The organism is Pseudoalteromonas sp. BZB3, assembly GCF_040104455.1.
Lineage (GTDB): Bacteria > Pseudomonadota > Gammaproteobacteria > Enterobacterales > Alteromonadaceae > Pseudoalteromonas.
The window spans coordinates 32388-52363 of record NZ_JBECOS010000017.1; the positions used below are offsets into that span (position 1 = coordinate 32388).

At 38.6% G+C, this 19976-nt stretch carries 18 protein-coding genes and 1 pseudogene; 10 read left to right on the forward strand and 9 right to left on the reverse strand.

What is annotated here, in order from left to right; all coding sequences use genetic code 11:
- Positions 1–23 precede the first annotated feature (23 nt).
- Positions 24–506, forward strand: coding sequence for a GNAT family N-acetyltransferase (locus tag ABMY35_RS18615; protein ID WP_349287577.1), 483 nt, complete (start codon positions 24–26; stop codon positions 504–506).
- Positions 507–556: 50 nt separating this feature from the next.
- A complete protein-coding gene (locus ABMY35_RS18620) occupies positions 557–910 on the forward strand; it encodes a hypothetical protein (RefSeq protein ID WP_349287578.1) in 354 nt (117 codons plus the stop codon).
- Positions 911–914: 4 nt separating this feature from the next.
- Here ABMY35_RS18620 and ABMY35_RS18625 read toward each other — a convergent pair whose 3' ends face one another.
- Positions 915–2303: an ATP-binding protein gene (locus tag ABMY35_RS18625; protein WP_349287579.1), complete on the reverse strand. Its 1389-nt coding sequence runs from the start codon at positions 2301–2303 to the stop codon at positions 915–917.
- Positions 2304–2554: 251 nt separating this feature from the next.
- Here ABMY35_RS18625 and ABMY35_RS18630 point away from each other — a divergent pair, with 251 nt between their 5' ends.
- Complete coding sequence (locus ABMY35_RS18630; protein WP_349287580.1) at positions 2555–4579, forward strand: methyl-accepting chemotaxis protein; 2025 nt, start codon at positions 2555–2557, stop codon at positions 4577–4579.
- A 94-nt stretch (positions 4580–4673) separates the two neighbouring features.
- Entirely contained in the window at positions 4674–5543 is an 870-nt protein-coding gene (locus tag ABMY35_RS18635) for a PhzF family phenazine biosynthesis protein (RefSeq protein WP_349287581.1), read from the forward strand.
- A 43-nt stretch (positions 5544–5586) separates the two neighbouring features.
- On the opposite strand, the gene ABMY35_RS18640 is transcribed toward ABMY35_RS18635, so the two are convergent.
- The gene (locus ABMY35_RS18640) at positions 5587–6651 is read right to left on the reverse strand and encodes an alpha/beta hydrolase-fold protein (RefSeq protein WP_349287582.1); all 1065 of its coding nucleotides are present in this window, start codon (positions 6649–6651) and stop codon (positions 5587–5589) included.
- Between the two features lie 107 nt (positions 6652–6758).
- On the opposite strand from ABMY35_RS18640, the gene ABMY35_RS18645 reads away from it, so the two are divergent.
- The gene (locus tag ABMY35_RS18645; protein WP_349287583.1) at positions 6759–7631 is read left to right on the forward strand and encodes a LysR family transcriptional regulator; all 873 of its coding nucleotides are present in this window, start codon (positions 6759–6761) and stop codon (positions 7629–7631) included.
- A 1269-nt stretch (positions 7632–8900) separates the two neighbouring features.
- On the opposite strand, the gene ABMY35_RS18650 is transcribed toward ABMY35_RS18645, so the two are convergent.
- The 6 genes and pseudogenes from ABMY35_RS18650 to ABMY35_RS18675 form a co-directional block, all read right to left on the reverse strand.
- On the reverse strand, positions 8901–9809 hold the full coding sequence (locus tag ABMY35_RS18650) for a hypothetical protein (RefSeq protein WP_349287584.1): 909 nt from the start codon (positions 9807–9809) through the stop codon (positions 8901–8903).
- Between the two features lie 372 nt (positions 9810–10181).
- A pseudogene (arsH, locus tag ABMY35_RS18655) lies at positions 10182–10948 on the reverse strand (arsenical resistance protein ArsH).
- A gap of 79 nt (positions 10949–11027) precedes the next feature.
- Positions 11028–11573, reverse strand: coding sequence for an RNA polymerase sigma factor SigZ (sigZ, locus tag ABMY35_RS18660; RefSeq protein ID WP_349287585.1), 546 nt, complete (start codon positions 11571–11573; stop codon positions 11028–11030).
- Positions 11574–11633: 60 nt separating this feature from the next.
- On the reverse strand, positions 11634–11978 hold the full coding sequence (locus ABMY35_RS18665; protein ID WP_349287586.1) for a HopJ type III effector protein: 345 nt from the start codon (positions 11976–11978) through the stop codon (positions 11634–11636).
- A 93-nt stretch (positions 11979–12071) separates the two neighbouring features.
- Positions 12072–13211 (reverse strand): alpha/beta hydrolase-fold protein, encoded by a 1140-nt coding sequence (locus tag ABMY35_RS18670; RefSeq protein WP_349287587.1) that lies wholly within the window; start codon positions 13209–13211, stop codon positions 12072–12074.
- A 109-nt stretch (positions 13212–13320) separates the two neighbouring features.
- The gene (locus tag ABMY35_RS18675) at positions 13321–13914 is read right to left on the reverse strand and encodes a LysE family translocator (RefSeq protein WP_349287588.1); all 594 of its coding nucleotides are present in this window, start codon (positions 13912–13914) and stop codon (positions 13321–13323) included.
- Between the two features lie 96 nt (positions 13915–14010).
- On the opposite strand from ABMY35_RS18675, the gene ABMY35_RS18680 reads away from it, so the two are divergent.
- On the forward strand, positions 14011–14463 hold the full coding sequence (locus ABMY35_RS18680; protein ID WP_349287589.1) for an Lrp/AsnC family transcriptional regulator: 453 nt from the start codon (positions 14011–14013) through the stop codon (positions 14461–14463).
- A 586-nt stretch (positions 14464–15049) separates the two neighbouring features.
- On the opposite strand, the gene ABMY35_RS18685 is transcribed toward ABMY35_RS18680, so the two are convergent.
- The gene (locus ABMY35_RS18685; RefSeq protein WP_349287590.1) at positions 15050–16267 is read right to left on the reverse strand and encodes an NnrS family protein; all 1218 of its coding nucleotides are present in this window, start codon (positions 16265–16267) and stop codon (positions 15050–15052) included.
- A gap of 183 nt (positions 16268–16450) precedes the next feature.
- Here ABMY35_RS18685 and norR point away from each other — a divergent pair, with 183 nt between their 5' ends.
- The 4 genes from norR to ABMY35_RS18705 all read left to right on the forward strand — a co-directional run bounded on the left by norR (position 16451) and on the right by ABMY35_RS18705 (position 19948).
- A complete protein-coding gene (gene norR / locus ABMY35_RS18690; RefSeq protein ID WP_349287591.1) occupies positions 16451–18052 on the forward strand; it encodes a nitric oxide reductase transcriptional regulator NorR in 1602 nt (533 codons plus the stop codon).
- A gap of 237 nt (positions 18053–18289) precedes the next feature.
- On the forward strand, positions 18290–18760 hold the full coding sequence (bfr, locus tag ABMY35_RS18695) for a bacterioferritin (RefSeq protein ID WP_349287592.1): 471 nt from the start codon (positions 18290–18292) through the stop codon (positions 18758–18760).
- Positions 18761–18763: 3 nt separating this feature from the next.
- Positions 18764–19252 carry a bacterioferritin gene (bfr, locus tag ABMY35_RS18700; RefSeq protein ID WP_130255369.1) on the forward strand — a complete coding sequence of 163 codons (489 nt, stop codon included), beginning with the start codon at positions 18764–18766 and terminating at the stop codon, positions 19250–19252.
- Positions 19253–19615: 363 nt separating this feature from the next.
- Complete coding sequence (locus ABMY35_RS18705; protein ID WP_130255368.1) at positions 19616–19948, forward strand: zinc ribbon domain-containing protein YjdM; 333 nt, start codon at positions 19616–19618, stop codon at positions 19946–19948.
- Positions 19949–19976 lie beyond the last annotated feature (28 nt).

The window sequence follows — 19976 nt, forward strand, 5'->3', positions numbered from 1 at the left end:
TTCTATATCCATAACAATAAAAAATGATGATCCAACAATTAAATAATACAGCGCCAGAGGTTTGCGAGCAAATCTATCAGGTTTTTCAAAGCTCTTACAAAATCGAAGCTGATCTTATTGGTGTTCAGAACTTTCCGCCTTTATCACGCACAGTTGAACAGATACAGCAATCAAATAATGAATTTTATGGGGTTATTGTTGCAGGTGAGCTCGCTGGTGTGATTGAAATATCGTTGAATGAGTTTTCAGTCCAGGACATTTTAGAAACAGCACTAGAAATAGAGAGCTTAACGGTATCTCCATTGTTTTTTAAACAAGGGATAGCGAGTCTTTTAATTGAGTTTGTTCTTCACACTAAAGCGTTTGAATATGCTATCGTCGAAACGGCTGTGGTTAACCAACCAGCAATTAAGCTTTACGAGAAACATGGTTTTAGAATTTTTAAGCAGTTTACACCCGAGCACGGTATTGAGAAGGTGGCACTGAAACAGAGTGGTTATAAATAAAAGCGCTCATAAGTAAAAGTACGCATAAGTAAAAAGCTATAGGACGGATTATGTTATTGATTGCTGCAAGTATTCTTATTATTTTGGGGGTTCTGCATTCGGTACTGGGTGAGAAGTTTATACTTATCAGGCTATTTCGTCGTGATAATTTGCCAAAAATTTACGGTAGTGATGCTTTTACTAAAGGAACTATGAGGTTTGCTTGGCATATCACTTCAATTGCCTGGTTTGGCTTTGCTTCGCTTTTATTCATGCATAGTGAAGGTAGCAGTGAAAATATTCTTTATGTTGTGAGTTTAGTTTTTTTACTGAGTGCTGCTTTGTCGGCTTATTTTACGAAAGGTAAACACTTCTCATGGTGGCTCTTTTTAGCTGTTGCAATATTAAGCTATCTCAGTATTTGATCTGCTAATTTAGAACTGGGATAGCTATATTAAAGCGGCTACCTTTTCCTGGCTTGCTCTCAACAGTAATCGAACCTTGATGACTTTCAATAATTTTATGTGATACAGATAACCCTAAGCCTGTGCCTTCTCCAACCTCTTTTGTTGTAAAGAAAGGGTCAAAGAGTTTATTAACCGTAGATTGCTCCATACCGCAGCCGTTATCTGCAATAGTGATATGAATACACTGATTATGTAAACGGCTTTGTATGTCTATTTTACCGTTATCAGAGATTGCATCATTGGCATTCATCAGTAAATTGACGAGCACTTGGCTCAATTCGATTGGTAGGCAGTTAATGAGGGGAAGTTCTGCCAAGTTGATATCAATGTCAATATTGGGATTAAGCTCGGAGGCAACCATATTAATAGCGAGTTGAATGACGTCTTTATTGATATCGACATTGGCAATTGGCATTTTTTCCATTTGAGAGAAATGGCCTAGGTCTTTAGATATCACCCGGATCCGCTTTAAACCACTTTCAACGCTTTCTAATATAGAGTGAGTGTCATCAAAAATAAACTCAAGATCATGCTTGGCCGATAATTGCTTTGCTAGTTCTGAGTTATTTTCTTCAATATCGCCCCATGCCAGTTTAATATCATCTAAATATTCAGCCAAAGATTCCATATTGCTGGAGACATAACCAAGGGGGGTGTTAATTTCATGTGCCACACCTGCAGCAAGTTGACCAATTGACGCTAGCTTTTCTGAATGGATTAACTGCTGTTTCGTTTCTTCTAACTCACCCAGAGTATTTCTTAAATCTGTGTTTGCTTGCTCTAGTTGCTTTGTGCGCTCAATCACTTTGGCTTCGAGGTTTTCATTGAATGCTGATAACTCTTTTGTCATTTCATCCAATTGAATGAGATGTTCATAAGTTCTAAGTGAAGCCGTAATAGAAGTAAAAAGTCGCTGCTTAGTGAGTTCAGTCTTAGATTTGTAATCGTTGATGTCATAGTTCAACATTACTTCATGTTCTGGCATTTCACCTGGCTGACCAGTTCTTAGGATTATTCTAACTAAAGTGTTATTAAATACTTCGCGCACATGACCTGCTATTTTCAAGCCAGAATCATCAGTTTCCATAACGACGTCTAATAAAATGAGCGACAAATTATCTATGGATTGAATTAACTTAAGTGCTTGCTCAGAGTTATAAGCATGATAAAGCGTAAGGTTTTTGCCTTGGTATTGGTAGGTGTTTAATACCAGTTTAGATAGCTTATGGATTTCGTCGTCGTCATCTACAATTAATACAGGCCAGGTATCAAGTTGAAAGTGGGGGGACGGGGGTGTTGAAAAAACGGGCTCGTTTTGAAATAAAAAATCATTTTCAGGCTCATTGGACATACAAAACTCCCAGGCCAAGTTCAAACTATCTCTGTTTGACTATAGCAAACATTGCCGCTTGAATGTACTACGAATTTTTAACATTTGATTTTGATCATTTAAATTTTTAAAAATCGACATTATAAATTTGCAACTTTTAATGTTAATTGCCTAAATTTATTAAATAAACATCAATTGTTTTAGAGTAAAAGCTTGGAATTTACTTTGTTTTATACCATAGTGGTCGGTCCTCAACCGTGGGAACCATTTTTATGCTTAGCAATTTATCAATAAAACAAAAAATAACAGCAGGCTTTGGCGCAATCGGGATTTTGCTTCTACTGGCGTGCTCATTGGGATATATGGCGCTATCACAGATCAGTGATGCAAATAGGAAAGTAACAGACATAACACTGCCTGGGCAAAGGGCTGTTGATGAACTTCAACTTCAGCAATTGAGGTTAAGTAAACTTATTGCTCAAGCGTACAATTTAGAGTCTTCTGATGAGGTTACTCAAGCAAAACAAAGTTTTGACCAAGCAGCTTCAAAACAGCAAACCTTGATAACCCAACTAAAGAATAAGCTGTCGTACGACAGGGCTTTAAATGGTTCAGTATCAAAAGTCGAACAAACCATACAAGCTATGGAGCAAGCAGGCGAAAGAATGCTTGCACTTAAAACCACATCACTCCTTGCTCAGAAGGACATCTCTTCACTGCTAGTAAAACTTCTTGATAGCAAAGAGCAAGCAAGTGTAGCAATGCTTGATATAGAACTGATCGAAGGTGCTAATGGTCGTCAGTTGGAAGAAATGATGGGGACTGGTGTTCGCATTGACGATATGCTGTTTACGTTAGAAAGTAACGCAAGACAGATCCCGACATTAAGCCTAACTAATATCAGTGCTCACAAAGAGGATATGTCTTTTATTTTAGATAATATTAGTGACAATTTTGCTTTTCTAAAACGTCAAGCTCAAGGTATTAATGCTGAGGAAGTATTTAGCAACTTTGAAAGTGCACAACGTGAGCTAGAGAGTCTACTTCGATCACCTGGTAGTTTATACGCTCAGCTGAATAAACAGCGTCAGTCTCAAGTTGATGCGACATCAGCTTACCGTCAAACCGAACAGAACTCTGTCAATGCCATTAACGCATTAAATGCTATACAAGATAAGACCAAAATATCGTTTGAATCATCACAAAAACTAACGCAAGAATTGATTGCTCAAGCACAAACCAGTGCGATTATCTTAGTCATCATTTTTGTGGGCCTAGCTGCATTTATCGCATATTCGACCAGTAAGGCCATGCTTTCACCATTAAAAGCGGTAAATAAAATGCTGAATTTTTTGGCCGAGGGAGATTTCTCTCGCGATATGCAAAAGCGTAATGACGACGAATTTGGTACTTTGATTGATAATATTAATAAGGTAAAAGATAGCCTTCGAGAGCTGCTTAATGACATAAACAAGAAAGTGCATGAGCTTGATAGTGTGTCTGAGAAGTCACTGTCTGAAAGTCGGTTAGTAGCAGATAATGCGGCATCACAAATGATCAGAATGGATGACGCAGCAAGCTTGGCACAAAATGTATCTAGTTCAGCATCAAATGTGTCTCAAAATGCACAGCAAAGTTTAGAGAGCTTACTTCAAGCCAATGAACGCAAAGCAGAGGCCTCAACCTTGGTAGTTGATAATCAGTCTCACATCGAATCACTGGATGAAAAGATGGCAGAGGCGGTGGAAATGATGACCCGATTAACCTCGCACAGTAACAATATAGGGTCGATTTTAGACACCATCGTGTCGATTGCTGAACAAACTAACCTGCTTGCCCTGAATGCAGCTATTGAAGCGGCAAGAGCGGGTGAACAAGGTCGAGGTTTTGCGGTTGTTGCCGATGAAGTAAGAACACTGGCATCTCGCACTCAAGACTCAACAGAAGAAATCAATAAGATGATTTCGGCCTTACAGCAAGATACTAAACAAGCTGCGGATGCGATTCATGTAGGGCAAACAGATGCATCTGTTTGTGTTGAACAAAGCCAAGCATTGGTTGCGGTTATGCAACAAATTGAAGATGCGCTAAATGAAGTGACCCATTTAAGTGAGCAAGTGACACACTCTGCAGAGCAACAAGAGGGCGATTGTCAGCGTATTGGCCATGTCATGCTTGAGGCTAAAGATACTGCAAGCGACAATGCTGGCTCGATGAAGCAAATGGCTAAAGGCAGTGAATCGTTGAGTGAATTTGCACACAGGCTGGCTGAGTCTGTTGAGAGGTTTAAGCTTTAGCTGCTCTGAAATTAATAAGTAACCGTTTTAATTGCGCTTCTTTACTTTGAAGGTTAACTTCATACCTATTAGTCAATGATTCAAAGGTGTTGATTTGTATAGTACAAACGCCATTTTAGTTAATTCGTTCACAATGGATGGTAAGGGTGGAAACCCTGCGGGGGTAGTATTAAATGCTGACAACTTGTCCTATGATGAGAAACTCAAAATTGCACAAGCGGTCGGTTACTCAGAAACAGCATTTGTGTCAAAAGATGAAGAGGTTGACTTTGAAGTGTCGTTCTTTACCGTCACAGATGAAGTTAACTTTTGTGGGCATGCGACGCTTGCTACTTTTTCAACTTTATTTAGCAAGAATCTAATTTCTGCAGGCAAGTATAAACAACGCACGAAAGCCGGTATTTTATCAGTTAATGTTGAAGAAAATGGCCGTGTAGTGATGGAGCAAGCTTGCCCGACTTATCTGCAAACCTTCGAGTACGAAGATATCGCTGAATTAATTGGCCTACCGCTTGACATATTATCTTCAACTCAGTTACCCATCGAAGTCATTTCCACAGGCTTACATGATGTGATTGTGCCAGTGCCTTTGGGTTGTTTAGACAAATTAGAAGTAGATAACGAGAAGCTTAGCGAGTTTTGTGAAAAGTACGATTTAATTGGCATGCATGCTTTTGAGCTAAATGATTCTGACAGTGAGTTCACTGCCAGTTGCAGAAATTTCGCCCCGCTTTTTGGTATTCCAGAAGAATCAGCGACAGGCAGTTCAAGTGGCGCTTTGGCTTGTTATCTTGTTAAGCATGTTTTTGCAGGCGCAGAGACATTTGATTTTGTTTTTGAACAAGGCCGGGCTATGGGTTGTGCGTCTAGGTTGAGTGCGAGTGTAAATTTAGAAAAAGGCCAAGTAAGCAAAGTCGAGGTAGGTGGTGAAGCCAAAGAGATAAGCGTTCTAAAGGTAAGCTAAAAATACTGTGGCATCACTAACGCCACAGTATTAAAAAGAGTATTTAAAATAACGATTGAAAATGCGGTAACATGCTTTGTGCTATTCGCTCTCTGACTTTGCTACTGTGATCGCCATCAAACACGATTACATTTACTTTGGTTTTTTGTGCTTCGCTTAACGTTTTTAACTTTAGGCTACCATCTGCAATCCATTTATATTCATCGTGTTTGCCTACTTCAACTCTGACCGAGTGTAATTTTGATAACACCTTACTATCACTATATTGGTTGATTAACTCCCCAAAACCAAAGCGCCATTTATGTGTTTGTGATTTAACTTGGCTAAAGTGTGCACCGAATGGTTCTCCATTGTGACCCGCAAATGCACCACCATATGCCATTACAAATGCAGCATTGCTGTTATCTTCGCCATTTTGCCAAAGTGCCATGCCCTGAAAACTTTTAAACTCTTCTTTCATTAAGGCTCTTGGTGAAGTTGTTTTAGCAAGTGCACTGCGAAAGCGATTATAATGTGCAATTGCTTTGGCATTGCCTAAATATGAAGTGTTTAGGCCATTTTCGTCAATTAAACCTGGACTTAAAGCATAAACATGACCAAATTGAGCCGGGTTGTCTGCGGCAAATCTTAGTGCACCTGTGCCACCCATAGAAAAGCCAGCTACTGCTGTGTGTTTACTATCTGTTTTAGTTCGGTAATTGGTGTTTACCCATTGCACAGCCTCTTTAGTAACAAAGTCTGAAAATCGGCCATGTGCTTTGGAGTTGACGTAAAAGCTACCTCTAAGCGGCGTGTCACCATCAATCATAACGACTATAAATTTGAGAGGCTCTTTGGTTTGCTCATAATCAGCAAATATTTTCTCGAAGGAATATGCAAAGTTAGCACCCCAATTATAAGCACCTAAGAAATATAAAACTGGGTATGCTTTATTACTTTTTTCGTAATTTTTTGGTAAATAGATGCTAATGGTACGAGTTGCATTGGTGCCAATAAAGTTGTCTGCAATGGCTGGTGAATATATTTGATGTTGCTGTAAATCCGCTTTTGCAGATAGCGAAACGCTCAACAATAGCGTTAGACAGATTGTTTTTAAGAGTAGTTTCATAAAGATCCCTTTTATACGGCTTAAGAATTTCTTTATTAATACCTTGATAATTGATACAAAACAAATATAAAAATTAGCGTTATTTATATGAAATGAATATAGATTGGTTGGATATCAAAAAATGTCGCTACATAGTGGTGGTCGCTGAAGAGCTTAGTTTTAGTAAGGCTGCAGAGCGTTTAAATATGGCGCAACCGCCCTTGAGCCAGCAAGTAAAAAATATTGAATCTCGCCTAGGGCTTCAAATTTTTGAGCGTTCAACACGGTCTGTGAACTTGACTATGGAAGGCAAGAAGATAGTTGCAATTGCTAAAGGACTATTAGAAAGTCATCAAGCCATCGCTGAAACGCTTAAAAATATTGAAAATAGGCCTCTTGCATTGGGTGCAATACCACTTGCATTCGATGCTTTTTTAAGTGAGAGAATGGCGTGCCTTCACAAAGAAAACTCAGATATTGTAATTAATCTACAAGAAGGCAATACGAAAGAATTGCTTACAGCTTGTGATAAAGATTTATTAGATGCTGCAGTCGTCAGGCTTCATGAACATGATTTACCTAGACATCAAGTTTATAAATTAAAGCAAGAAGACTACGTGGCTGTATACCCAAAGAGCTGGAATGTGGATCTAGCTAAACAGACAGTGTGCTTATCAGAATTTAATGATAAGCCTTATATAAGTTATCCACGTAAGATCCAACCCGAGTTATTCGATAAAATTGCCAGTGAATTTGAGAAAGTAAAATCTAAGCCTTGCAGTATACAGCAAGTAAAATCAAAGGCTGTGACTATGTCTTTGGTAGCAAATAATCTAGGGTTTGCGATTGTACCATTTAGCATCGTGAAGCGTTTTAAGGATGATGTGGATTTTGCTTTTATTGAGCAATCTTTACCGAGTGTAGATTATTACTTATATTGTAAGAAGTTTGATTCAAATGAAAAAATGAAGCGGCTCTTGGCACTTTTAAAGAGTACATAGATATAAGTTGACCTAACTTAATGGGAAGTCAGGTCAATTGAACTGAAAGTTATTTGTAAATAAACAGCTAGATCTTAGGCCTTAGTTTTTCAATAACCTCAGTACTTACCCAATAAATATTAGAGAAGCCTTCTTTTTCATCAAATCTGCTAAAAAACAGAAATTTACCATCAGGGCTAACCGTGGGGACGGTTTCACTTACTTTGGAGTTTATGCTCTTGCCTAAGTTAATAGGTTTTGACCGGATTTGATATCTAAGGTTGTAAATTAAGAGTGACCCTTAGGATATAAAGTGACAATCTTTACCCAAACGGGTGCTTTCGTTTTGTATACTTACTAGATAATCTAAGATGATAAAAAGTGATCGCATAATAAGTCAGATACATACTTGATGAGAGTAGTTTGTTGAAGCCAAAGTCTTTGGTACTCAAGTTGATAAAATTAGAAGAATTTTAAATAATCAATATATGAATCATTTATTAATAAAATAACACCTAATATTGATTAACTTGGCTCTTAAAATTATTAATACTAAATTTATGGTCTGAAAAAATAATCGGTTGAATTAATTGCTTATCTCAATAATGGCTAAAATAATTTTGGGGAAGTATACTTTCGAGTAATGAAGTTTCAAACATAACTTTTTTCAAATGGATTCGGGCTGAGAAGTGGGGAGCAAATTTTTAATTTACAATTATTATCAAGCAAGTAACTATCGAACTAATTATTCATCAATAACATAATTTTATATGATTTTAAAAATTTTACGTATAATTATATGGATTCCATTTACATTTTTGTTTTATTTCTTTGTTGTTGATTTTGAAGCTTTTTCATATCTTCTTTCATGGTTCCTATATTTTTCTCTGGTTGTAAACATAAATAGATATATATATGATTTTAAAAGAGGTTTTTCTGTTCTTTACTTATCGCTCATTGTTTTTCTTCCTGTGGTGTTATACTTTTTTATGATCCTGAAAAATTAAATAAGCAAATGAAAATTAATGTAATTACTCATTAGGCAGCTATGTAAAGTACGCGAGTTGACTTCTGCCGAGTAATATTCAGAATAAAGGAAAAAGTTCATACCTTGCATTTACATATGAATAAATTTGCCAAGAGTAAGCTACACTTTGTGATATAAGCCAACCTAAAGCGTTGGCTTTATTATGTGTTGATTTGCTTCGGAATGACCTGTCAATTTAAATGGTATGTGATGTTGACTTTGTCTGGTCTGGCTGCTGATATGACTGAATTTTGCACATGCTTTTATTCAGTTAAAGTCACGTCATTATTGCTGTGCTTTTCCCTCAATCGTTCAATAATTTCTGCGCTTGACCAATAGATGTCTATGTCTCTTTTTTCTCTGTCGATAGTTCGGTTAAATAGAATATATTTCCCATCGGGTGTAACGCTGGCGTAAAAATCACTTTCTGCTGAGTTTACTTCTGGGCCCATGTTAATGGCCTTGCCCCAATCGCCATTGTCTTGCTTGAAACTGATATAAAGGTCTGACTTGCCAAAGCCGCCTTCTCTTTCGCTATCCCAAATAATATAGCTTTCATCTGGTGCGATAAGAGGATGAGCAGTCCATTTTCCTGTGTTTATTTGTTTTCCCATGACTTCAGGTGCTTGGCGTTGGCCGTTAACTAATTTAGAAATACGGATAAGATCATTGCTTTTATAGTCATCGAATACGTACGAGCCTTGGTTTGATACTGATAGACGCATGATGCCATATTCTTTTTTGTCGATTAATGGCCCTAAGCTTTTTAGTTCAGACCAGCCTTCAGTTGTGCGCTCTCTGTACTTTTCAGCCATATACATGGTGTTACCATCTTCAGAGAATACAATCTCGCCACTGCGTGGAAACTGGGTAAATTTACGCCATTTACTATCCTCTAGCTTGTAGCCAATCACCGTCGGGCTGAACTTTTTGTCTTTGTTGCCTTGCGCAAGGTCAATGGTGTAATAAAACTCTTTCATACCGGGTGCGAACACACCTTCAAGTTCCCAACCCTGTGTTGAAATAATACCCGGTGCAAAGGGTTCAGCAGTTAACCCCGGCGTTTGCTGGCCCATATATGCGCCTTTAAATGTGGCGAACTCTGTCTGCTCAGCATTTAGCTGAGCAAGGGGCAATATAGATAAAGTTAAAACGAACAATTTCTTTAACATGGTGTTTCTTCCTGTAACTAGACCCAACGTGAGTCGATGATTTTCATGTTGACGAATTGATATTCCACTTTATAAAAACAAAAAACATGAAAGGGCTATGAAATCAGTCTGACGTCTTGCTGATTATTTTTATTAGTATTTATTTCATCGGGTTATGATTTTATGAGTAGGGTTATATTGCTTAAATAGCAATTTATTAAAGTACTGTTTATGGAAAAAGGTTCTGTAAAGCCAAATAAAATAGAAGAAATAGAAAGACAATTTAAGAGGAAAATTGTCTTTCATCGACTTAGCCCTTGAGCTTTAATCTTCTTTTTGAAACTTGGCTAGGATAAAGTTTTGTAAGGTCTAAATAGCACGCTTTAAAGTTAATCAACAGCAAGCTACTTTGGCAGTGCTTTTTTCAGCAGCTTGTTTCTTTGTTTTACACTTGGGCTTTACTTCAAGTACATCAGCCTGATTCACTTGTTCTTTAATGGCAGTATTAATGCTCTCTTTACGCTCACTGTATCGGTCAACCAACCAATCTAGGTTATCGCGAGTCAGCAATGTAAATTTCATTAGCTCTTCCATCACATCGACAATACGAGCGTGGTAGGGGGACTCTTTCATCGTACCGTCTTCGTTAAATTCTTGCCACGCTTTAGCCACTGAAGACTGATTCGGTATGGTTAACATACGCATCCAACGCCCGAGTACCCGCATATTATTTACCGCATTAAAGCTTTGTGAGCCGCCTGATACTTGCATGACAGCCAGTACTTACCTTGTGTCGGTCTTACTGCACCTTCTGAAAGTGGGATCCAATCAATTTGGTTTTTAAGCACAGCCGACATGTTGCCGTGAATTTCGGGAGAAGACCAAACTTGTGCTTCTGACCATTTTACTAGAGCACGTAGTTTTTGGACTTTTTCGTCTTCGACAGATACGCCGTTATCAAAAAGAGGCAGCCCTTTTGGGTTGAACAACTTAACTTCAGCGCCTAAATGCTCAAGTATTCTTGCCGCTTCTTCTGCAGCATAACGACTCATTGATTGGGCTCTAAGTGAGCCGTAAAGCACCAATACACGCGGTTTATGATTGCTGATTGAGAATTGCTTAGGGGTTACGTCAAAAGCTTGGTTACTTAATAAATGCATTTCATCTCCAATAGTGGTGTTTTGTATTCACTTATTAAGACGAAGCGCGGTTCAAAAAGACGAAACTATTTTGAAGTTTTTATTTAATTCTTTTTTCGGTTTGTTGTGGTTTTCTATGATAGTCAATTAGATTGCCTTGTTTATCTAACTCAAAATCACAGCAGCGATCGAAAAGCACTTTTAAGTCAGTTCGACTCTTTTGCATTCTAGACTTAAAGGTGGAGTAACTTACTCCAAGCTGTTCAGCTTGTTGTTTTTGAGAGCAGCCTTCTAAGTCAATCTTTCTTATTAAGTCAGCTTCATCTTCAGGCATGGCCTGCAGAAATGGTTCGATGCATCTAATTAAATCAGCACGGATGTTTGCATCTTGTTTTTCAATTACCTCGATCAACTCGGTATGCTGGTAGTTATTGTGTTTGCGATAAAAATCAATAATGGCGTGATTGGCAATTTGGAAAAGCCAAGGCTTGATACTGGCTTGATCTTTTAGCTGGTGGATCTGCAAATGTGTTTTTAACAAGATGTCTTGTAATAATTCTTCGGCGTCAGCTGGGTTAGACACTTTCGAAAGTAAAAAAGCGTGCAGGCTGTTTTTGTATTCAGCCCAAATTTGTTCGATAGACATAATTTCAAATAGTGGTTTATAGCTTTTTTATCTTAAACCACTATCTGAATGACGAAAAGCTTACTGAAGCGGCGTACCGTCGAAAGTAACTGCTGCGACACTCGATTCAGCTTTCAAAAGGGTACGGATATTACCGTGATCGTCATTTTCAGGATGTTGAACAACGTCGGTACGATAATAATCACCAAAGCAATGTAGTGTCTGTTCTTTGCTTAAGTTGTTGAGATGTGCAAAAGCTAAGATTTTACAAGAGCCTTGGTTTTGCTCAGCACTGCTTTGCAAGCCATTATTGTTAAAAGCTGTCGCAGTGTAAGTGTAATTATCAGCAATTATTTGCTGACACAGTTCAAAAGTAATGGTTTCTGGTTGGGCGTTAAGCTGAGCTAAGAAGTCGTTTAATGTCATAAGTTTGTTCCTTTTTTGCTGAGTTTAACGTGCAGAGCGTAGCAGCTCAATTGAATAAAACTAAGCTGCTTAATTTGCCTAAACAAACTGAGTCTAAAGTTTGCTCAATTCACCTTTGAAATAGGTGAGGGCATCTTGATTGTTGAGCTTAGTCGCAAGCTTAATGCCTTGTTGTAATGTGAGGCGGCTCTTTTCAGTTTCTCCCAATTGTTCATAAACCTTTGCTAGCCTGCTTAAGTAGAAGGTGTTTTCTGGGTGCGAATTTACTAAATATTGCATCGTTGAAACGGCTTTTTCACCTTGTTTGTGTTCTACATAGTGAAAACTTAAATCGATTAAGCTTGGGTTTGGACTAAGCGTTTGCTGGTATTTTTCAGAGAGCTTTTTAAAGTAAGCAATGACACTTTGTCGCCCTGCATTTGCAAATTGCGATATTTCTGGGGTTTTATCTGCAAATAGGTTTTCCATAGCATCGGTAATACTCAGGCTTGCAACCGATAAGAAATTGTATTGGCTGTAATTTGTAAATCGAGCCTGAAACGCTTGCTGACTAAAATTGGCTTTGATGTTTTCAAACAGTGGTGCGTTATTAACGAAGGAGCCAAGAGAAAGATAAAAAAACCTATCTTGATATTGATCTGAATACTTTAGCTTTGAAAGCCGTTCTACAAGTCCTGACTTGTCTAGCTCTAGAGCAGGAGAGCTGGCAATAAAACCATTAAATAAAGTTGGCGATTGTTCAAACGCATACAGCACAAAATTACCATTACTCGAATAGCCTTCTAGTACCTTGTAGTCGTAAGTTAAGTAGGTTTTATCGATAAATGGGATGAGTTCATTTTTAAGCACATTTAAAGTCAATGGGCTGGCAACGCCGGAAGCCGATACAAATTTAGGATGTAGTGTTGACTCAACATCAAGTTGGGGTACTTGCACGATGATCATGGCAGGCATTGGGCCCACTTCAACATGACTTAGCCAATCGGTTTGATAGGTAAGCATATCAATTCGACTGCCTCCTGATGTGGTATAAAGTACAGGGTATTTTTGATTTTTGTTATATCCCCAAGGCAATATGACATCGAATGAAATCGTCTGTTTGGAAGCCTTAGATTGAAACTGATGCTTTATTGTTTGAACACCCTTGCTTTGTTGTTCTTGTGCGTGTGCGAGCGAGTTTAATAGACAGGCGAGTAAAAGTATGAATAACGTGAAATGTTTACTTATTTTCATGGTGACTCCTTGAATAGTTGCCACCATGATGAAAGTAAATATAGCTAATTAATTGATTTTCTATTGATAAAAAACTGATATTTTGCTGATGAAAAGTTTATAGCCGTTTTTAAAGTGCTGGAACAATAGAGATGATTAATAACCCCGCCATGGCCCAGTTAAATTTTTGCATATGACTCGGCTGTTTCAATATTGCCTGCATTTTTTGTCCTAAAACAATCCAACTCATTACACAAGGGAAGCCGACGACTGCGAAAATAACAGAGATTATAGTGACTGTGAGTAAGTTTTGTTCTGGTGTATAAACGCTCACCGCAGTGAGTGCCATAGTCCATGCTTTAGGGTTGACCCACTGAAAGAGTGCGGCTTGCATAAATGAAAAAGGCTTGCCTTTTTCTGTAATATCTTTGCTTTCACTTGGGGTTGCGGTTGCAATTTTGTAGGCAAGGTAAAGCAAATAGACAATAGAAACGACTTTTAAAATGTCGTAAGTCACTGGAAAAGCATTGAATAGTTGCATTACGCCTAACCCAACTAACTCAATCATAATAGCAAAGCCAACCACGACACCAATTAGGTGTGGCACAGTCATTTTAAAACCAAAGTTTGCGCCAGAACTCATTAGCATTAAATTGTTTGGTCCAGGTGTGATAGATGAAACAAACGCGAACGCCGCAAACGCGAGAATGATTTCTTGTGTCATAGGATTATTCCTTTAATTGTGATAAAACAAGTTTAACGTGTTTAATGCTCAATTATCACGCGAATTTCACTTTTATAAACTTGGATTTTGCAATTAATGACGAAAATTGATGGGTATAACAAACAAATATTGTGCATTCTAGAAAGGGATGGACGAATAGCCAACACAGAGCTTGCTGAGCAAATTGGCTTGTCACCTTCAGCTTGCTTAAGAAGAGTGCAAGAATTGGAAAAGTTAGGCCTGATTAAAGGCTACAAGGCAGTCGTTGATCCCGAAAAAATGGGCATTGGTTTTATCGCTTATGTGGCTGTTGGGTTGACTGAGCACTCAACACCTTCTCAACTCGCGTTTGAGCAAGCTCTTCAGGATGTTGATGAAATAAAAGAATGCCACAATGTGACAGGCCCATATGAATATCTTTTGCGAATAGAAACTAAAGATTTACATACATTTAAAGCACTTCACGCTGATGTGCTGGGATCAATTTCTCAAGTGAGAACCATCACCACCCATGTTGTGATGGATTCTCCAAAAGACACAAGACAGTAGCGCTATTGTTTTAGAGCTTTTCGCCAATGTGATAAACCCGACATAAAGTCGGTGCTACCGTGCTGATTTCAGAGAGTGAGTCGTTATTGATAACGCCAACTGGCCAACTTTACTAACCCGACATAAAGTCGGTGCTATCGTGCTGATTTCAGAGAGTGAGTCGTTATTGATAACGCCAACTGGCCAACTTTACTAACCCGACATAAAGTCGGTGCTACCGTGTTGATTTTAGAGAGTGTCATTATTGTCAACGCCAACTCGCCAACTCTATTAACCCGACATAAAGTCGGTGCTACCGAGTTGATTTAAGAGAGTGAGTCGTTATTGTTAACGCCAACTGGCCAGTTCTATTAACCCGTCATAAAGTCGGTGCTACCGTGTTGATTTTAGAGAGTGAGTCGTTATTGTTAACGCCAACTGGCTAACTCTATTAACTCGACATAAAGTCGGTGCTACAGTGCTGATTTCAGAGAGTAAGCCGTTATTGTTAACGGCAACTGGCCAACTCTATTAACCCGACATAAAGTCGGCGCTACCGTGTTGATTTAAGAGAGTGAGTCGTTATTGTTAACTCCAACTCGGCTTTTTAACCTCTACGCCCATCAACCCTTTTCTTCATTAAAATGGGTGTATAAAACCACAAGAAGATGGCAAAGCCGACAACCCACAAATAAGCGCTGATATTCCACGCCAGATGAGGAGAATAAACAATTGGCATGAATGATCGAACTAGTGCGCTTAAAGCTATGAAAGCGAATGCCCAAGCTACCATGTTTGCCGGTTTTAATGTTCTACCAGTATGACCAAGTGAGACTCTTGCCATCATTGCCAAGATCATTAATCCAATGCCACCAATGGTAATTAAATGCAGTGCATCGGCCGGATTAATTTGGCCTGTCAGGTAGCTAAACGCGAGAAATAAAATGCCAACTGCACTTAAAAAGTAGCCTAAATGCAGTGACCAAAGCAGCGGTACTTTGAATACTCCTTTATCAAACCACAAAATGGTGCGAGTTAAATGTAAAGTGGCAGCAGGAAGTAAAACCAAACCAACATTGATATCTAGAGAAAAGAGTTTGATGCTAGCAAACCCAGTCATCGCCAATAGGCTAAATAACAGCAACAATTTATCAAGCTTAGGTGTTTTTACTTGTTCATCTCGGTTTAAACCACGGGCTGTAAAAAATGGAATGACACGTCCACCAATAATGCCAATTAATAACATAAAGCCAAGTACGGCCAATTGTGTGAATAAACGAGCGAAAGAATATTCACCTAACCAAGTACTCATTAAGAATGCGCTATTAAAGAGAGTGAGTAAGGCCAGCACAACAATCATGATGTAATTTTGTTTTGAAGCCGATGACACCAGCATATGACTCAAATAAGCAATGGCAAAGAGCCAGAAAAATATTTGCCCAAGTAGCAAAAGTAATTGGTTGTCTGCATAAAAAAAGAAAATAGCTCGGCAAGAAACCCAAATCGCGCTGAGGGTAATTAAGCCTTTACCAGAAAGTCCAGGCACACCAGTCCAAGTTTGTGCTGCGGTCAGTAAAAAGCCAATAGCCACAGCAGAGGCAAAGCCAAAGATCATTTCGTGTGCGTGCCAAAGTGTCGCAGGAATTTGTGCTTGCCAAGAGAGTGTGCCATTTAAAATAAATTGCCATAGCAAAATAGCGAGCACTGACCAAAGCCCAGCTAATAAAAAGAATGGCCGAAAGCCAAGCATGAATAATGGCCATTGATGTGGTTTGAAAAGTTTAAACTCACTAGGCACCGGCTCAGTTAGATTGATAGGTCTCATCACTACTCCACAGCATTTAAATTATCTTTTTAGGGCTTGTGAGAGTAATGGCATTTACTGTGCCAAATATTATTCTTATTAAAATCATATTATTAGTAAAGTTTAATAAATAATAATTTGAATGAGAAAGTCATTTTGACTTAAACTTTGCGTGTCTTTTGATAATTAAAGAGTCAAAAATACATGGAGCAACGTTCGTTATCTTCACTGCTTATGCTTAATAGAGCGTTAGCTCGGGCATTACCTAACTCTGCGCAATTTGACGTAGAGCATTGTTTTGAAGCCGTTATTCAGGCTGTTAAAGAGTGTTTTATTAGTGATGCCATCGCCTTACTACTTTATCAAAACAGTAAATTGGTACCTGTTGCCATATCAGGATTGATGCCAGATGTGTTGGGTAGACATTTTGTGATAGACAAGCATCCGCGTTTACAGGCAATTAGTCAGTCAGATAAGGCTGTTAGATTCAATGCCAATAGTGAACTCCCTGACCCTTATGATGGGTTGCTGATTGCACAAGAAGGTGATATTCCCGTACACGCATGTATGGGGTTTCCGATTAAGCATCAAGAGCAATTGCTTGGAGTGATCACGGTAGACAGTTTAAATGCGGGCACTTTTGAAGACTATGCGTCTTCCTTTCTGCAAATGGTCAATGAGGCTTTGACCCGACATGTTAGTGCCATACTTCTGACTCAAGACCTGCTCACTAAGGCGCAGCAGGGCAGTCACTTAATCACCGAACTGAGTAAAGGCCAATACGAAATGGTCGGGCAAAGTCTGGCCATGAAGCAATTACAAAGAGACATTCAACTTGTAGCAGGTTCTGACTTTACGACGCTAATCACGGGTGAAACAGGCACAGGTAAAGAGCTCGTTGCTCACTCTCTGCATAATCAATCTCTTCGTGCGAGCAAAGTGTTCGTTCAAGTAAATTGCGCTTCATTACCTGAAACACTAGCCGAAAGTGAGTTATTTGGTTATCGAAAAGGTGCTTTTACGGGGGCAAACTCACATCGTGATGGTAAGTTTCTGCTTGCTGATGGCGGCACTATTTTTTTAGATGAAATCGGTGAGTTGCCGTTAAACACCCAAAGTAAATTACTTAGAGTATTACAAAGCGGCGAAATTCAACCTGTTGGTGCAGATAAAACCCAATCTGTAGATGTGCGAGTTATCGCAGCGACCAACCGAAACCTATTAGAGGAGGTTGAGGCAGGGCGTTTTCGTGCCGATCTATATCATCGACTCAGTGTATTTCCGATTAAAGTGCCTTCTTTAAACGAGCGACTTGATGATATTCCATTACTAACAGGCTTCTTTGCTGAAAAAGTCAGTAAACAACTTGGCATTGCGCAATTAAAGTTGTCGCCGAGTTTGTATCAATTACTGCAATCTTATACTTGGCCGGGCAATATTCGAGAGCTTGAGCATGTGATAAGCCGTGCAGCTTTAAAAGCAAAGCAAAAGCAATGGCCAAATAGTATTATTAGTGTAGATGAGGGGGATTGTGAATTGTTTACAGATAATCAAACTCATGACAAGGTTGCTCAGTCTGGTTTTGAACAAGTACACACTGCGGGTCTCGCTCAAAATAATTCAGATTTTAACCAATTTGACTCATTAAAGTCAGCTACGGAACAATTTCAAAAAAATTTAATAGAGCAGACTTTATTAGAGCATGATCTAAACTGGGCTGCAGCGGCCAGAACATTAAAGCTTGATAGAGCAAACCTAGTACGTTTGGCTAAACGCTTAGGTATTTCAGTTAAAAAGTCAATTTAAATATATAAATCAATAGCTTGCTGTAATAATTGCCATATTTTTAATTTACTAAATAAGAGTGGTAAAAAAGTATGGTGTTAAGAGTGTTTTTGCTAATCTAAATCACTCTCAATAATGTTATAAGTTGTTTATTTTAAAAGGATATATTAAATCTTTGCTTATCTTTAAACGGTCTTGCGGTGACTAAATTTTAGTCTAGTGTTATAGGGCGTCTCGTAACTTTTATTAGGGGGCCCTATGCAGGGTAACAAATTAGTCATTGCGCAATTAAATGCGATTTTGACATTAGAACTGACGTCGATAAATCAATACTTCCTTCACGCCCGTATGTTCAAAAACTGGGGGCTAGAAGAGCTAAACGAAAAAGCCTATAAAAAATCTATAAAAGACATGAAACAAGCGGACGATCTTATCGAACGTATTTTGTTTTTAGAAGGCTTACCAAACTTACAGCACCTCGAAAAATTGCGTATCGGTGAGCATGCCGAAGAAATGCTCGCGTGCGACATGGCATTCGAGTTAGAGCAAATCCCAGCCTTAAAAGCGGCAATCGAATTGTGTGAGAAAGAGCAAGATTACATTTCTCGCGAACTTTTAGAAGAGATCCTTGAATACGAAGAAGAGTATGTCGATTGGATTGAAGCACAGCAGTTCTTAATTCAACACACGGGTATTCAAAATTATCTGCAGTCGCAGGTTGAGGAGTAAATCATGCAAGGTAACCCAAAAATTATCGACCTACTAAATCAGCAGTTAACGCTGGAATTAACCTCAATGGATCAGTATCTCGCACATTCTAAAATGTATGAAGACTGGGGATTGGGCAAGTTAGGACACAAATTGGCGCATGAATATGACGAAGAGTTAGATCATGCAAAAGCGATTATTGAGCGTATTCTGTTTTTAGAGGGTAAACCAGATACAGCCTCTCGTCAGCCAATTAATGTGGGCGATAACGTTCAGCAAATGCTTGAAAACGACTTGGCGGCTGAGATGACAGTCGCTGCGAGTTTAAAAAACATCATAGGTGAGTGTGAAAAAGCACAAGACTATGTGACCCGTGAAATTTTAGAGAAGCTTCTAGATGACACAGAAATGGATCATATTTATTGGCTTGAACAACACCTAAACCTAATCAAACTAATGGGTCTGCCAAATTACATACAATTGCAGATGGACAATAGCGCACCAGATGCATAATCGAATGTACTTTTGTTGTTTTTATAGACAAAAGTACAATGCTTAGGGCATTGTTTTTATTCATAACTTGCCCTAAATTTTTTATATGAGCGAACTTTACTGTCAGTCTTTAACTTGCACAGGACCGTTTTTACCTCCTTTTTAGCGGTCTGTTAAAGCCTTAAAGTTCAGCTCGCTTTATTTCATGACCAATCTGGGTAACTACTACCACAACAGCAACAGCACTCACTGCAAAAACGCGTATTTAACCTGAATTAATCATCGTAAAAAGCTGATGTTCGATCAGGTTTTTTCAAAATCCCCTCGCATGCTTGTACATTAGCCATTAGAATAGCCGCATTGTAATTTTAGAAGTTGTGAAATATGTCATTACCTCCTTGTCCTAAATGTAATTCTGAATACGTATACGAAGATCAAACAAACCTTGTGTGTCCTGAGTGCGCCCACGAATGGAACCCAAATGAAGTAGATGAAGATGCATTTGAAGTGAAAGATGCAAACGGTACAGTGCTTGCTGACGGTGATAAAGTGACTGTTGCAAAGGATCTTAAAATCAAAGGCAGTTCACAAGTAATTAAAATAGGCACTAAAGCTCTAATTCGTCGCGTATTAGATAAAAAAGACCATGAGCTTGACTGTAAAGTTGATGGTGTTGGCGAAATGATGGTAACGGCTAAGTTCGTTAAAAAAGCTTAATAGATATAATGCCTCAAATTAAAAAGGC